Source organism: Segatella hominis, from assembly GCF_004535825.1.
Classification (GTDB): Bacteria; Bacteroidota; Bacteroidia; order Bacteroidales; family Bacteroidaceae; genus Prevotella; species Prevotella hominis.
This window is the reverse complement of sequence record NZ_SGVY01000009.1, coordinates 45,689-62,941: the sequence shown is the minus strand read 5'-3', so window position 1 is coordinate 62,941 and position 17,253 is coordinate 45,689. Positions and strand designations below refer to the sequence as shown.

General features: G+C 45.1%; 5 protein-coding genes. 3 read left to right on the top strand and 2 right to left on the bottom strand.

Going from position 1 to position 17,253, the window contains the following annotated elements:
• Positions 1-17 precede the first annotated feature (17 nt).
• Both EXN75_RS05105 and EXN75_RS05100 read right to left on the bottom strand, forming a co-directional pair.
• Complete coding sequence (locus EXN75_RS05105; protein ID WP_134842997.1) at positions 18-3,434, bottom strand: SusC/RagA family TonB-linked outer membrane protein; 3,417 nt, start codon at positions 3,432-3,434, stop codon at positions 18-20.
• 24 nt (positions 3,435-3,458) lie between these two features.
• Positions 3,459-6,335: a hypothetical protein gene (locus tag EXN75_RS05100; protein WP_134842996.1), complete on the bottom strand. Its 2,877-nt coding sequence runs from the start codon at positions 6,333-6,335 to the stop codon at positions 3,459-3,461.
• A 557-nt stretch (positions 6,336-6,892) separates the two neighbouring features.
• On the opposite strand from EXN75_RS05100, the gene EXN75_RS05095 reads away from it, so the two are divergent.
• The 3 genes from EXN75_RS05095 to EXN75_RS05085 all read left to right on the top strand — a co-directional run bounded on the left by EXN75_RS05095 (position 6,893) and on the right by EXN75_RS05085 (position 17,219).
• Positions 6,893-10,453 carry a hypothetical protein gene (locus EXN75_RS05095; protein WP_134842995.1) on the top strand — a complete coding sequence of 1,187 codons (3,561 nt, stop codon included), beginning with the start codon at positions 6,893-6,895 and terminating at the stop codon, positions 10,451-10,453.
• Between the two features lie 139 nt (positions 10,454-10,592).
• On the top strand, positions 10,593-14,837 hold the full coding sequence (locus EXN75_RS05090) for an alpha-L-arabinofuranosidase C-terminal domain-containing protein (protein WP_134842994.1): 4,245 nt from the start codon (positions 10,593-10,595) through the stop codon (positions 14,835-14,837).
• A gap of 39 nt (positions 14,838-14,876) precedes the next feature.
• The gene (locus EXN75_RS05085) at positions 14,877-17,219 is read left to right on the top strand and encodes a hypothetical protein (protein ID WP_134842993.1); all 2,343 of its coding nucleotides are present in this window, start codon (positions 14,877-14,879) and stop codon (positions 17,217-17,219) included.
• The last annotated feature ends 34 nt before the right edge of the window (positions 17,220-17,253 follow it).

The window sequence follows — 17,253 nt, the reverse complement described above, 5'->3', positions numbered from 1 at the left end:
TCTGTTTTTGTGTTGGATTAAATTCCGATTCTCATGCGGAGGGTGAACGATTTGCTTCGTGGTGTCTGTGAACTGTCTGAAGCAAAGTTCCAACCGTTGTTTGCATGCTCTGGGTCTGTACCGCTATATTTGCTCCAAACGAAGATGTTCTGACCGCTCAGGTCGAATCGCAAGGTATTCAGACCTACGCTCTTGAGGAACTTCTTTGGAACATCATAGCTCAGACTGACGTAGCTGAAACGCAGGAATGAGGCATCCTCCACGTAGCGGTCGCTACCGAGCCAGTTGTAACCATAGTTGTAGAGTGCGCGTGGAATTTCTGTTACGTCACCGTTCTTGCGCCAGCGCCAGTTTACGGCTGTACTCTGGTTGGTGGTGTCATACATCTTTTCTACTCCCATTCGTGCAAAGTTTACTACCTTGAAACCGGTACGGTAAACGAAGTTGGTACGCAATGACCAGTTGCCATAACGGAAGGTGAAACCGAAACCTCCAGAGAACTTAGGATTTGAGTTGCCTAAATAAACCATATCCAATGAATTGATGGTACCGTCGTGGTTGACATCTTCGTAAATCACATCACCACCGTCAAACTTGTAGGTCTCACCGCCATCCTTGGAGTTGTAGGTCATGCGCAAAGGCTTGCCGTCAGCACCTGTAATCACCTTGCCATCTCTGTTCAGGGCGATAGGAGCTGTCTTGCCGGCTGGCAGGAAGCGGTTGTTGAGGTAATCCACGAGGTCGTTGTTGTCTCTGATGATGATCTTCTCGTTGCCATCCATGACATAACCCTGGCGACGTAAGTTCTCCAGATAGTCATAGGAGTACTGATATACGCCCTTGTGGCGCAAACCGAAGATAGAACCTAAGGCATTACCCACCTGGATACGCTTGAAGTATTTACCGCGGCTATCTGCAGACCAGTCCTCGTTGATACCATCGAGTACGGTCTGATCCATCTCTGTGATCTTGTTGAAGTTCTGGGCTATGTTGAAGCTGGCATCCATTGAGAACTTACCTGCCTTGATGAACTTCTTGGCAGTAATGTTGAATTCCCAACCCTTGTTCTCCATAGAACCGATGTTCTTCCATGCCAAAGTGGTATAACCGGTCTGAGAAGAAATGGCAACACCTGGGTTCAGCAAGTCCTTGGTCTTCTTGTAATAGTAGTTGAAGTCTGCCTCAATCATGTCGTCGAAGAGTCCTAAATTGGCACCTAAGTTCCATGAGGTGGTCTTCTCCCATTTCAGGTCACTGAGCTGCAAACCATCTACACGGGTAGAAGGAAGCAGGGTATTGCCGTTACCATACTGGCTGCCGGCTGCATATTTCGCATACTGCAGATACTCGCTGCTTGGAGTTCTACCGTTCACACCCCATGATGGGCGGAATGCCAACATAGAGAGCACCTTGCGAGACCATTTCATCCAAGGCTCGTCGCTGATGTTCCAGCGGACTGACATACCTGGGAAGTAACCCCACTTGTTATTGTCGCCGAAACGGGTAGTACCGTCGGCACGTACTGTAAAGTCGGCATTGTAACGACCCTTGTAAGACAAGTGTGTAGAGAATACGCCTGCCATGCTGCGCCACTCACCATTGCTGGTTGACATGTTGGAGATTTCGGCAGGAAGGGTAGGAGACTGTGCGCCCAATGGCAATTTGCGCTCACTTACGTTCTGACCATAGCTGGTACCGGAAGTCAACTCCCAACGGCCCAACATCATCCAGGCAATATCTTCATTCTTGAACTTAGGAGTGAAAATCAGCTGGTGGCGGGTCTGGAACTGGAATGAGTTGTAGTCATCCATTGTATAGAGGTTGTAGCTATTGTCTTTCCAACCGTTTGTACTCAACGAACCTGGGCAATAGGTAGGGTTGCTCTTGGAGAAGATATCCAGATAAACCTGACCCTCGTAGTCGAGACGGGTCTTATGGTCGTCATTGCCTAAGAAATAGTAGTTGATACGGAAGTCTGGAGTGATACGGTAGGTACTCTCGTTGTTCCATGCCAAGTTGGCGATAGCCACAGGGTTACCGATATCGCGTACCGACTTCAACTGGAGAGAAGAGGTTCCGCTGACGGATGAACCATATTCGTCTTTTTCTGCTGAAGGCAGCATGATGTAGTACTCGTTGGTGTCGATGCCGTTACCATCCTCACGGTAGATACTCATGTTAGGAGCCATGGAGAGGGCCTTACCCAAAATGTTGGCATAGCTCTTCTGGTTCTTGGTATATGTCAATGGGAACTCGGTGGTGAACTTCAGTTTGTCACTCACGTAGTATTCCAGGTTCAAACGGGTAGAGAAACGGTTCAATACCTGCTTGATGATGGTACCGGTCTGATGGTCATAGTTGGCAGAGATACGGAATACAGCCTTTTCACCACCACCCGAGATGGTGAGACCGTGGCTCTGGTTCCAGCCGGTCTGGGTTACTGCTTTCACCCAGTCTGTATTGTCATTCCAGTTGTTGTACTCAGCCCAACTCTTGTTGTAATTCAACTCATTGATGTTGGTGGTAGCAGAAGGATTCTGTGTAGGGTTGTAGAGTTCCTCCTTCATCAACATGGTATATTCGTCACCCGAGAGGAGGTTGTAACCCTTAGGCTGCCAGTTGCCCTGGAGTGAGAAGTTGTAGTCGATGCGGATCTTACCGCGCTTACCGCGCTTGGTCTTGATGCTGATGACACCATTGGCACCACGGGCACCCCAGATAGCGGTAGCAGCGGCATCCTTCATGATGTCGATGCTCTCGATATCGTTCACGTTGATGGAAAGCAAAGAGCTGTAGGTCTCCTCTGTTGCGGTTGACCAGTCTGTATCCTTGGCATCAGGCACGTCCATGATGTTGCCGTTGACAACGATCAGAGGTTCTGAGGAACCGTTGATGGTGGTTACACCACGCATACGCATGGTAGTACCGGCACCGAGGTTACCAGAGTTGGCTACGATGTCAAGACCGGCAATCTGTCCCTGCAATGCCTCATCGGCACTGGTGAAGGCAAGACCATCCACGATTTCCATGTTCATGGTCTGGGTAGCAACAGATACCTCGTCCTTTGGGATGCTCAAACCATCACCGCGGAAACGCTGCTTGGCAGTTACGGTGACTGTTCCCAACTCGTTGGCGTCCTTGAGCTGTACCTGGAAATTGGTCTGCGAACCGATGACCTGTGAAAAGGTCTTGTATCCTACGTAGCTGACAACTAACTTGTTCTTCGGGTTCTTGATAGCTAACTGGAAGTTACCATTCACATCGGTAATCGTAGCGTTCACGTTACGGTTGTTGGCATCTTTCTCTATCACATTACAGCCGATGACAGGACCGAACTCATCAGATACGGTACCTGAAATACGGTGGTCTTGAGCAGAGATTGTCATAGCGCTGCATAAGGCACCTACGGTTATGTATGTTCTTATATTGTTCATTGTGTTATAAGCTTGGTTGTGAAATTATTTGTAGAACTTGATTCCATGCTTCTGTGCATAGTATAGGTTCTTGAGATTCTTCAGACGTGCCTGGTTGGCTTCAGGGGTATTGCTGGCGAAACCGTCGTCGTAACGTTTGCTCCTGCTGAAGTAGAGAGGCTTTGAAATCTCATGGATGGCTGTGAATGAGGATGTTTCTATAGCACCACTCTTGAAGATGTAGTCACGAGCCATGAAGTTGACCAACTTGTCGCCATTTGCATTGATGATGACTGGGTCGTCGTCGTCACCGCCTTCGTCAGTTACATACAACTTGCCGCTGCCACCTTTGACTTTGAGTCGTTTGTAGGCAGAACCGATGGTGCAGGAGGTCATGTATGATCTGTTGCCGTTTCCTACTTCCTGTGCATCTCCGTAGTCGATGGTGTTGTCGGCATAGAGTGCGAAGTCCTGGAAGTGATAGCGGATGAAGTTTCGGATAGCTTCAGCCATCTTCAGTGCCTTAGCCTTGGCATTCTCGTCATTTGCTGAAGCATTGTCCATCACTTCCTTTACCTGCTCCCAGGTTGGGAGACCGTTATGGAATGCCAAGTCCATGGCTTTGTTGTCTGGTGCATACAGCGTGTAGTTGTATGTGTTGTAGAAGTTGACGTTCTGGTCGAGACAGTCGTACTTCTTGTTTTCTGTTGTATTGCTGGCAAAGACATCGCTGAATACGGTAAACTGCTTCTGCTCGTCTTTATCCATACCGATGCTGGTCAGCAGATTGCTCAGATTGGCAGGTGTACACAAATCCAGGAATTTAGAGAACTGGCTGTTGTCGTTGAGACAGCCATATACACTGGTCTGAGGTGCCTGGATGAGGTGGTCGATGACAAATGCCTTACCATTGCTGTAGCTGGTAGCTTCCTTGATTTCTGAAACAGGATAGCTGTAGGTACTGCCTGCAATACCATTGATCTGTCCACCGCTTACTACGTTTCCGCCGACGTGACCTCCGTGGATGGCAATCTCACCGCCATGCTTGGTCTTGTAGTATTTGTTGGTTACGCCTATGTTGTCCTTGGAAACGGACTGAGAAAGTGATACGGTATGATAGTTCAGAATATCAATCAAGCGGTCGGTAACTGCGCCCAACTGAACGATTGTTGAGTCTGAACTGATAGAACCTGTAGCTGGATTGTATTTGAATGCAGATACAGAGATATTCTTGTCCTTATGCACATCTTTATAATAGAAGTGGAGTACACGAGGACCATCCTTGTAGTTCTTACCTAATGATACTGGATCTACATAATACATGTCGAAAGCTCTATTGCTTGGCAGGAACATGGCATAGTTGGCTGCGCTGGCACGCAGGTAGGCGTAGTAGTTTACCTTCAGCATATCCTTGTCCTGGATAGCCCAGTTGATCACACCTAAGTCTCTTGCCTTGCGGAGCAATGCCGGTGTAGATACGATATTATATGAAATAGGTGGAATCACTCGGTTGAGCATGTAGATGGCACCATTGTTGGCGATACGTACATCGTAGGCATTCTCTTTCTTGATGACATCTTTCAAGGTGAGTCCGATTGGGTCACTCGCCTCGTCCATGATGGTACCGAACTTGCTTGGTACTGACTGTACGAAGGATGCGTTCATCATATTGTTGACGAATGAGCGGATGATGTTAGCAGGAATACTGTCTAAGTTCTCGCCGAAATTCTCCTTGGTGAGAGGCTTCTTGGCATAAAGTCCAAGAATGTTGTAACCACCATTGGATGGATTGAGGAAATAGTCTTCTACTGCTTCATCATCAGGAACGAACATCGCACCCATATCGGCGAGCATCGTGCCGTATGTGCTGTAATACTGGTTCCATCCCGGGTCGAAGTTGAGAAGCATATCCTGTGCCAATGCCACCTGCTTTGGATCTCTCTGAAGAGCAACTGCTCCCTGAGAACGCTCGCTGAAATAGCGCCACTGGAAAATGGAGTCAATCATTGGCTTGCCATTGAGGAGGGCATTGTCATTATAGTTTAATGTGGTCTGGGCATCATAGTATGGAGCACAGAAACGGTCGAGCATGCGGCTGAACCACTTGGTGTCCTTGCCTTCTCTGATTATCTGTGCCATGTTGCCCGGAGGTACGATGACACCGTCAGTCTGGTTTACATAACCGTTCTGACAGGTTACGTCCTTAGCTATAATCTTGTTCTTGAAGATAAAGGTACCACCCGACTCGTATGGTCTTCCTGTGATGGCAGCAAAGTCTTCGCTGTTGATACCATTGTTGAGCATCTGCTCCTGGGTAAAATGAACCATCATAGGACGGGTGTTGTCCATTACTACGTCGATTCCACCTTTTATATATGGAGTCCAATAAGAGTTGTTGACTGGCAACTCAGAAGCCCATACATGATGGATGGTGTCGGTAGCGTTGGCAGAGGTCTGGTGTTTCATGGCAATGCCTCGGGTAACAGAACTGTTGGAACTTTCCACATTGGAAAGCATTTCCGTCAGGATGGCATTGTCAAGGATAGAAGTGTAGAACAGTTGTTTCTTCATGGACTCTGTCAAGTCTTCATACGACTTGGCGTTCCATTTGTTGTTCTTGAAGAACTCGTTGAATGCAGAGTCGTTAGCTGCAAACACAGTCTTTGAACCTGTTTTTGACATGACCTCCTTGTATCCAAGGTCATCAATCAGGCGAAGATAGGTTTTGAATGTACCATGAAGACTACTGGCTTCACTTGGATTTTCCAGCTCTTCATAGATACTCTTACCCAAATTCGTCGGGATGTTGCCCTTGTCGTCGAGGTCGTAAGAGTCAGTACATGCATAGAAGCCTGAGATGGCTAATGTAGCGCATATACCGAGCATCGCATGACGCGATTGATTGATAAAGCGGTTGCTCATATTTTTGTTATTTTGTTGTTTAGAAGTTTCGATGTATCTGATGTGTAGATTTCTCCTTTTAACAGTTATTTGCCATCTTAAACGAATTTTGACCTACAAATAAAGCCCGTAAATCGTGCTTATGTAGGCAGAAAATACCACTCTTTACCGGATTTTGGTATAGGCTCAGTTTCATTTCGATTGAATCAAATTTTGTTGTTAGGATACTTTCGTTAGTTATTTTGGGTGCAAAGATAACAATACTTTAAATAAATAATGCTATTTTTGTTGAAAAATATCTCTGCGTTAACTAAGATTAACTAAGTGCTTGTGCGCCTATCGGATTTTTTTTGCTAAACTTATGGAGCGATAAGTGTTGAATTTACGCTATTATATAATGTGTGCTATTGTTTTTTTGTATTTTACACACCTATTTAGGTTAAATAATCTAAAAAACAAGAACTTTTCTTGCTTAAAAACTTGTATGTTACGGTTAAATTACTAATTTTGCAACCAGATAAAACTTTAATTAAATGAAGCTAATAACTTCATCAACCTATTAAACCAAAAAATAACGCATGGACAAACGTTTACTTTATTCAGCAGTTTTGGTTGCTTCATTAAGCACCAATTATGCACAAGCTCAGGTGAATGATCCTGTTCTTCCAGATCCAGTTCAGTTGAAACTGGATGGTACTGATACTGTAGCTATCAAGAATGTCTTGGCAGACAAGTGGCTTACTAAGGGTAATGCTTATGGCACCCAGACAAGTTTGGGAGATTCTGGTCTTGGATTTGTGATTGTACCTAATAAGGGCGATGACGGTCAGCCAAATGGCACCTATTCTTTCTGTAATGATAGATCAGAAAGGTTTGGTGCTTTTTCCAGCAAAATATTCGTTAACTCTGTTGATGAAAATGGTGGTAACTCTTATGTTGATTATGCAAGTCAAGGTATAGAGAAAACCTATTGGAAAGTTACACCTAATGGTACGACATTCAAATTCCAGGCTAACGAGTATCCAGAGACTTATGCCGGTTATAATCCTAATGATACTGGACTCGATGGTAAAGGTGAGACTGCAGTAGATGGCCTGTTCCGCCCTGCATTGACAGAAGATGGTGCAAATGGTCTTGAGTGGCAAGCTTATCCTTATACTTATTTCTATCGCTTAGAAAAGTTGAAGGATCAGATTAATTCTGCAATTGATGAAGGATTAGATGTATCTGCAGTAGAAGCTATCTACAATAATCCTAACGCTGCATATTGGCGGCTGAAGGAAGCTTATCGCATGATTAATGATATTAGAAGAAATAAGGCAATGGCTGAAGCTACCGCTGAATCTCCTGTAAATATTACAGAATATGCTCCAGATGCCAATTGTGATGCTTTGACTGGTTGGACTCATGAATGCGAATATGATGATAAGGGTGATGTTGGTCATGGCGGTCATGGTACCAATTGGCAGACAAATTCTCATGCATATACTGCACCTGATGGCTATCAGACAGAGAAATTCATTGAGCGCTGGGTGCATGGAAATTCTGACCCTGTAACAGGTACCGCAGAAGTAGCTGGTGCAGGTCGCCTCAGTGATGGTGTTCTCTCTCAGACTTTACACAAACTGCCTGCGGGTGGTTATAAGGTGACCTGCTATGCGATGGCAACCCAGCAGGTTAAGGGTGATGACTTTAAGGTAGAGGGCGTTTCTGTATTCGCAGATACCAAAGATACTAAAAATTCTCAGACTGTAGCTACCAAGGCTGGTGTTCCTCAAAAGTATGAATTCCTCCTGGATATCAAGGAAGGTGAGGATTTGACTATTGGTTTCAAGTTGGATAAATGTACTGCTAACTGGGTATTCGTAGATAATTTCCAGATTGAGTATTGTGGACCAAGCTTCAAGGCTATGAACTTGAATGATGTGCAGAAAGCTGCAGAAGACCTCGATGCTAAGTTGGCTGGTATTAATGCATGCCCTACTTATACCGATAAGGCTGCTGAACTCATCGAAAGTGCAAGAGCGATGACTGAAGATGGTACTTCTGATGAGGAAATCAATACCATGAAGAAGAATCTTTCAGATGTCGCAGCAGAGATTGAAAAGAGTTCTGCGTTGTATGCGGAATTGGAAAATCTGAATACAACGATAGGAGAATTCTTGGCATTAGATCCTGCTGGAGATGAGTTTGAAGACTTCATGGCATTATATGATGATTGCGGAACTGGCGAAGGCGTAGAAAGCTTGATGAGCACCTGGTCGCTCAATAATGAAGAGTTGACACAGTATATGGCTGACTTGAAGGTCAAGTTGGAGAATGCTCAGAATGCAAGTATCAAGCCAGGTGATGATATCACAAGAAAGATCGTGAACCCATCATTCGATAATGGTAAGGAGGGCTGGACTGTCAAGGAAGGAAACCCTACATTTAATGAAACTTACAAAAACTGCGAGGTATATCAAGGCACATTTGATATCTATCAGGATATTACAAATATTCCTGATGGTGTTTATGAATTGTCAGTACTTGCTTTCCAGCGTGTAGCTGAAAATAATGTAGCTTATAAAGCTCATGATGCTGGTACAGAGGATATCACTGCGTTTATCTATGCAAATGATTTGGAGACTCCATTTACCTCTCCTTATACTTACGGTATGAAGGAAAATTCAGGTGATGACTTTAAATATAATCTGAATGGCGAGGAAGTTTACATCCCTAACTCTATGAAGGGTATGGCTGCTGCCACTACGGAGAATCCAGACGCTTATACTGTAACTGTTCCAATGTTAGTAGAGGATGGTACGCTTCGTATCGGTGTACGTGAGAAGAGACGTCCTTCTAATGTGAATGGTTCTTGGGGTGACTGGGCTATCTGGGATAACTTCAGATTGAAGTATATTGGTAGCAAGGGTGAGGCTCTGAATGCGGTAACAACACCATTGATTGCTAAGGCTGCAGGCTTGCTTGATTCTAAGATGAATGCAGAAGTACGCGCTCAGTTGGAGGCTGCTAAGACTGCTCTTGAAACAGAAGCAACAGTTCCTGGTATTCATACATTGAGTGCTGCCATTGAGGCTGCTAACACCTCTATTGAGGCTTATAAGCCACTTCAGACTGCTATTGAGAATGCTCAGACCCGTTATGATGAAAATGAAGCTTCTTCTACTACCTCTGACGTAGCTAAAGGCTTGTATAATGCAGCTAAGACTACTGCTGAGAATATTTATAATAATGGTACAGCTGCTGATGCTGAGATACCTGCTGCTATCAAGGCTTTGAATGAAGGTGTAACTAAGTACGTCATCAATGATATCATTGCTGATGCTTCAGAAGCAAAACCTGCAGATATCACCAAGGTTATCGCCAACAGTGATTTCGCAACCATGAGTAGTACAGGTTGGGATGTGAAAGATGGAACAATGGCATTCCAGTCTAATAATAGTGTTGAGGCTGGTGAGTTCTTCAACTGTACATTCAACTTGCAGCAGACATTGGTAGGTCTTCCTGCTGGTATGTATCGTTTGACAACTCAGGCTTTCTATCGTAATGGTAAGGCTGCTAAAGACGGTAGCGATGAGTTGAAGTATGATGTAAACGAGAATGCATTTATCTACTTCTCTGATAAGGAAATCCCAACAGAAGAAGGGAAGAAGGTAGCTACTGAACTCCCTGAGAGCAAGCAGGCTATCAAGACCATTACTGCACATAAGATTGCTGAAGACAAATGGAATGACGTAGGCTTGAGTGATAATGGAGGTCTGTATAAAATGAAGGATGGAATGTACATTCCTGACAACATGATTACTGCTCAGGCATTCTTCAGATCTGAAGCTGGCAGCGCATACGATTCTGAGCCATTGAATTTCAACTATGATGGCAATAGCGATTTCCGTATCGGTTTGATCAAGAATGTAACGGTAACCAATGACTGGACAATCGTTAAGAACTTCAAGTTATATTATCTCGGCGTTGATCCTACTGGTATCAGCGAGATCGTTACAGATGCAAATGCAGTAGCAACTAAGATCTACAATGCAAGCGGTATGCAGATTGGCAAGCTTCAGAAGGGTATCAATATCATTGAGACCGTGATGAAGGATGGTTCTAAGAAGGTGAAGAAGGTAGTCGTTAAGTAATAGCGGCTGGTTTTTGAACTAACATAACTTGAAAGGCAGACGGAACGCAGAGAGTGAAAACCTTCTGTTTTCTGTCTGCCTTTTTCTTTTTCTCTATTCAACTTATTTTTTTTACATCAACTCTATCTCTGAATTATTCATGAACTTAAGTAAACCTATACTCTTTTGTACTTCTCTTTGCATGTCATTGGCAGCTACTGCGCAGGTATCGATGACTATCGATGCCCAAAAACGTGCGGCTGCTATCAGCGAACACCAATACGGACTGTTCTTCGAGGAAATCAATCATGCGGGAGATGGTGGCTTATATGCGGAACTCATCAGAAACCGATCTTTCGAGGATCATAATACAACCCCTGAATACTGGTCGGCTATCCAGCAAAACGGACAGAACGTGAAACTCTCCCTGAATAAAAAGCAGGTGATGAACAAGGCACAGCAAACCTGTCTGCAGCTGACGGTTTCCGGCGCAAGTGCAACCCATAAAGCTGGAGTCTGTAATACGGGCTTCTGGGGAATGCACTTTGTGACAGATTCTACCTATACGCTCCGTGTGTGGATAAAAGCTTCAACAGATTTTAATGGAAAAATATACGGACAACTCCAGCAGAATGATGGAACTGCTGCTTCTGAGGAAGTGCAGTTGGAAGGCTCTTTGAAGTCTAATTCCTGGACTCTGTTGACTGCCCGAATCAAGGCAAATGCTTCTTGTGAGAAAGGTCGTTTTGCATTGCTTACCTCTTGTGACGGCAGCATGTTGATCGATGTAGTCTCACTCATGCCTTATACCTGGAAAGGTCGCAAGAATGGTTTGCGCCCTGACCTTGCCCAACTTCTTGATGATACCAAACCTACTTTCCTCCGTTTCCCTGGCGGTTGTTACGTGGAAGGACAGGGTGCACTGGAAAATTCCTTCCAGTGGAAGAATACGCTCGGTCCGATAGAGGAACGTCCGGGACATTGGAACCATAACTGGCGTTACCGCTCTTCTGATGGCTTGGGTTATGATGAATACCTGCAGATGTGTGAAGATTTGAATGCCGCTCCGATGTTTGTGGTCAATGTAGGTCTGGGACATGGCTTTACCGTTCCTTTTGAACAGGTAGATACCTTGGTGCAGAACACCTTGGATGCCATCGAATATGCCAATGGGGATGAGACTACCGAATGGGGACGCCGTCGCATCGCCAATGGCCATGTGAAACCTTACGGACTTAAGTTTATTGAGGTGGGCAATGAGAATGGCCAGCCTGAGGCTCGTGAGGAATACAGTCGCCGCTATGCTAAATTCTATGAAGCCATCCATGCCAAATATCCGGAGATAGTTATCATCGGTAATGTGGAGGCATGGGGTACTGACAATCCTGCATGGGTCTTGGATTCACCGGTTGATCTCGTGGATGAGCATTACTATCGCTCCTACCAGTGGATGAGAGACAACTATCATAAGTACGACCGTTACAACCGTAGCATTGGTGTGTATAATGGTGAATATGCTGCCAATTCCGGTTCTTATGGTAGGTATGGCAACTTGAACAGCGCCTTGGGAGAGGCTATCTACATGTTGGGTATGGAGAAAAACTCCGATGTCTGCAAGTTGGCAAGCTTTGCACCGATCTTTACCCACGAGGAAGACCCGCTGTGGGCATACGATATGATCCACTTCAATGCGGCAAAGAATTTCTGTACACCTTCTTATTATGTGCAGAAACTTCTGGGTAACAACTTGGGCAAGCAAAATCTGCTATGGACGGAAACGGGTAATTCTTCTTCAGTTCCAGACAGTCAGGTGGGTGTAGGCTCCTGGAATACTCAGGTATCTTATGATGATGTGGAGGTAAAGGGAAATGACGGCAGTACAATATGGAAGGATGATTTCTCTTCTTCACAGAATACCTGGAATGCAGGAACCGGTTCATGGAGTATCCGTGATGGAGAGTTGAAGCAGACCGCTTCTTCTACCAACTGTACTTATGTTAATACGCAAAAGATTTCTGCTCAGAAATATACCTACAAGCTTCGTGCAAAGAAAAACGGGGGTGGAGAAGGTTTCCTCGTTATTTTCAATTATCAGGATGCCAATAACTACTGCTGGTGGAATCTCGGAGGATGGAATAATACGGCTCATGGAGTAGAAATGTGTGTGAATGGTTCGAAATCTACACTTGCCACTGCTTCCGGTTATATCGAGAACGACCGTTGGTATGATATCGAGATCGAGGTGGATGGTACGGCTGTTACTTGCAAGTTGGATGGCACGGTGATTCATCAGTTTACAATACCTGCTGAACAGAAGATTTATCAGTCAGCACAGTTGGATGAGGAGAATGGTATCCTCTATCTGAAGGTGGTAAATCCTAATCAGGCGGCAACTACGCTCCAGCTGAATCTCAAGAATATGAAGGCTGATGGGGGGTCTGTGGTTCGACTGACCTCTGCCAGTGGTACAGATGAGAATACAATGGACGAACCTTTCAAGGTGGTTCCTACAGATGAAGTCAAGCTGTCTGATGTCAAGACCTTGGAGATTCCGGCTTTCTCTCTCAACGTATTCAAGTTGAATGTGAGTGAGGTGGCTGATGAAGTGAAGGACGATGTCTTGGCAGAGGATGCAGATAAGTATGGTTATCTCTATGCCCACATGCATAATTCCCAGGAAATTACCTGCTTCGCCCTGAGCCGCTATGTCAATAGTTACCGTGATCTCTTCAATGGTGGTGAGGTCTTCGATACCAAGAAGTTTACGCAGACGGGAGGTATGCGTGATGCGTATGTGATGCGTACGGAGAGTGGCAAGTACATGTTGGCTGGTACTGATATGACTTCCAAATTGGGTTGGACAAGTAACCATATCATGGTTCTGATGCTCAGCAACGACCTCGTTCATTGGGACAAGAGCATTAGCATCGATCTCGAGAGTGAGGAAAATATGAAGGCACTTGGTCTGACTGATGTTAAGGATATGACTGCAGCCTGGGCACCGCAGGTAATCTATGATCCTGTGACCCGAAAGTATGTGGTTTATTATTCTGTTGGTTTCCCTGATCGCCATCGTATCTATTACTCTTTGGTCAATGAGGATTTGACTGAGATTTCAGCACCTAAACTTTACTTCGATCCGGGCTATGACATCATTGATGCCGATATCGTATATAATAAGGTGGATGGTGAATATGTCATGATCTACAAGACGGAGAGCGGGGAGCATCATCTCAAACAGGCAAGAGCAAAATTCCTGGTGCCTACAGACCAGACTACGGGTACCTGCCAGTGGCAGTTGGATCCAAACTTTGATGTCTATGAGCCTAATAAGTCTATCGAAGCGCCAAGTTTGTTCAGACCGATCAACAGCCGTACCTGGAAGTTGGCTTATGTGAACTATAGTGGTGGTGGTTATCGTATGCTGGATCTGGATGAGCATTGTCAGAATCCTACCGGAATGACCAATATCAAGGGCAGTGTAAACCCTCAGCATGGTTCGTTCCTGAAGTTGACCGAGCGGGAATATACCCATCTCGAAACATGGGAAAAGGTGGTCAATGCACTGGATGAGGCTAAGAAGTTGCAGGTTGTTCGCCCGATTGATATGCTGGCAGAAGCCATCGGCTTGGGAGAACAGGCTTTGAACGAATCGGGTACTTTCGATGAAGAATACGAGGCAATGCAAAAGGCCTATGTAGCCTTACAGAAAGCTTTGGCGGGTTATGATGAATATCTCCGCCAGTTGGCAGCAGAGGGTAAACTGTCTGATATGACCTTCCTGCTCCAGAATCCAGACTTCTCTCAGGGAGGACAAGGCTGGAGTGGAACTGGCTTTACAGCTGCTGCCCAGGGCGTAGCTGAGCATTATTACAAGACATTCGATTTCTATCAGCAACTTTCCGGTCTGCCAAATGGCCGTTATCGTGTAGAGGTGCAGAGTTTCTACCGTGCAGGCGGTAAGGAGGATGCTTCGGCTGCTCATAAGAATGGTTCTGAGACCATCAATGCCCTTTTCTATGCCAACAATGAGGAGAAGTCGGTATGCTCTCTTTATGATGCGGATATCTATACCGTTTCTCCTTATACCTATCCAGACAATGTGACAGAGGCGAATGCGGCATTCAATACCCATGACCTCTATCATAATACATTGGAATGTGTGGTAACGGATGGTACTTTGAAATTAGGCATCAGGAGCAATCAGATGTTCAACTATGACTGGTGCTGTTTCGACAACTTCAAACTGACTTATCTGGATGCTGAGACGGGTATCCAAGGAGTTCTGGGTGATAAGAAGGAAGGAAATTCTTCCCCTATCTACAGACTTGATGGTGTCAAGCTTGGCAAGAAACCTGCTCAGGGTATCTATATCCAGGATGGTAAGAAACATCTGAACAAGTAATATGCAAAGAATCTTTAACAAACCGACTAAATAATAAAAATGAGAAAGATATATCAAAAAGCAATTATCCTGTTGAGCGTAGCCTGTATGGGCTACGCTACACCTGCTTTTGCAGCAGATGCAGTCGTGAAGACCAACAAGGCCTGGTTGAGCGGTGCTACTCATATCTATGGCCGTATGACCGTAAGTGGCATTACATCAAGCAACATCAAGGAAAAGGGCTTCTGCTATTCTTCTGTCAATCAGATGCCAACGGTGGAGGATGGAACAAGCAAGATCTATCTGTCTAATCAGGGAGAAATCTACAATATCTCTAAGTTGGAGCCTGCTACGGTATATTACATCCGTGCCTACGTCAAGCAGACCAATGGCGATGTAGTCTATGGTGATCCTGTGAAAGCAATTACCCGTCCGAAGGGTGGTGTTACTTATAACATCAATGATGGTTTCCCTTCTGATGCGCTGACTCGTGTTCAGTCTGCTGCCAAGGATGCTATTGATTTATGGAATGAATATACGGGTATTCATGGACTTCATATCACCATTAATTATGGTGCTCAAACGCCTACTGCCGACTGTAGTTATGGCGGTTGGATGCGAGTAGGACCGAATGCTTCTTACCAGAAGACGGGTACTTTGCTCCATGAGATGCTGCATGCCATCGGCGTGGGAACCCATGCTACCTGGCAGAATTCTTTCCTCCGTGCCAATACTACCAGCGGTTATTGGTTGGGTGTGCGTGCTACCCGTGCCTTGCGCTTCTTGGACAATAGTACGACGGTCCGCTTGAATGGCGATGGTACTCACATGTGGCCATACGGTGTGAATGGAGCACATGAGGATAATGGTACTCAGATTCTTTATGTTGGAAACTCGCTCTTGGCTGAGGCTTTGGGAGAAGATGGACTGGCACCAACAACCGGTCAGTTTGCTACTCCTGCCTATGTCTTTGAACAGGACGACCAGCAGAAGTATTATCTCAAAAATGAGGGATATGGTCTGGGTTCGAAGTTCTTGCGTGTTGATAAGAGTGGTAACTTACAGTGGATGGCGATGAGTGATGAGGATGCTACGACCAATGACAGTGTGGCATGGAACATTACTTTCGACCCTGCTACCTGCTACTATTCCCTGAAGAATGTGGCAACAGGCAAGTATCTTTCATACAATTCTACCGGTACCAATGGTATCAAGACCAAGGAAGTGACAGAACTGACAAATCGTGAACGTTTCCATTTCCTGCCTTCTCCTGTAGAAGTGGAAAAGGTGGGTGGCGAGATGCGCACGGGTTATTGGATAGCTCATGTGCAGAATAATTCTGCTTATTGTCTGACTGCTCAGAAAACGAATGCCACAACTTCTGCTAATTTGAAATTCTCTCAGGAGGCAGGTGACCAGCGTTGGTTGATTCTTACTGCTGATGAGGCGAAGGAGTTGTCACAGAATTACAGAAATGGTGTTGCCGATGAACTGAATGCCCTGATAGAAAAATCAGAAGTCTTGTTGGGTGTTCCTCATCAGGAAACCGTGGAAGGGGCGGATGCTACTTTCGAAGGTGAACTGGCTGAGATGAAAGAACTGTTGAAAACGGGATTGGCGGATGAACTGGAGAAAGCAAAGACAGACCTTCAGACTTCTGTGAAAACATTCCTGGGAGGTGTACAGGCAACTGAAGCTGACAAGCCTTTTGATATTTCCTTCCTGATTCAGAATGGAGGAATGGATGCTCTTGAAGGATGGACCGCTCCTGCTGAACCTACACTCCATTATTCCTGTGCAGAATATTACCAGAAGAACGTGGATATCAGCCAGAAGTTGAAATCTATGCCTAAGGGTGTATATGAGATGAAGGTTCAGGCTTTCCAGCGCCCGGGAACAACTGCTCAAGTGAATACCGACTATGCTGCAGGAACAGACAAGGTGGCTACCTATATGTATATAGGAACTGAAAAAAATAAGCAGAACATCTGCAACATCATGGCGGATGCCCAGACCCGTAAGTTGAATATAGGTAAAGAAGCTGCTGCGGGAACGAAGTATGTGCCTAATGATATGCAGTCTGCTCATGCTTATTTCGAAAAGGGGCTTTATGAGAATACGTTGAAATATACAACCAAGTATAAATTGGCGATTACCATTGGCTTGAAGGGAGATAATGTCCTGTCAAATTATTGGGTCATCTTCGATAATTTCCGCCTCTACTATTATGGTGAAAAGGAACCTGTCGCTTCTGGAATTCAGGAGATCAAGGTAGAGAAACCTGTAGAGAAACAGGGTGTCTATACTTTAGGCGGACAGAAAGTGAAAGACCAGGCTGAAGATTTGCAGGATTTACCTCAAGGCATCTATATCATCAATGGAAAGAAGATGGTAGTAAAGTAGAAAATAACAAGAACTAATTTTTAAATAAGAATAA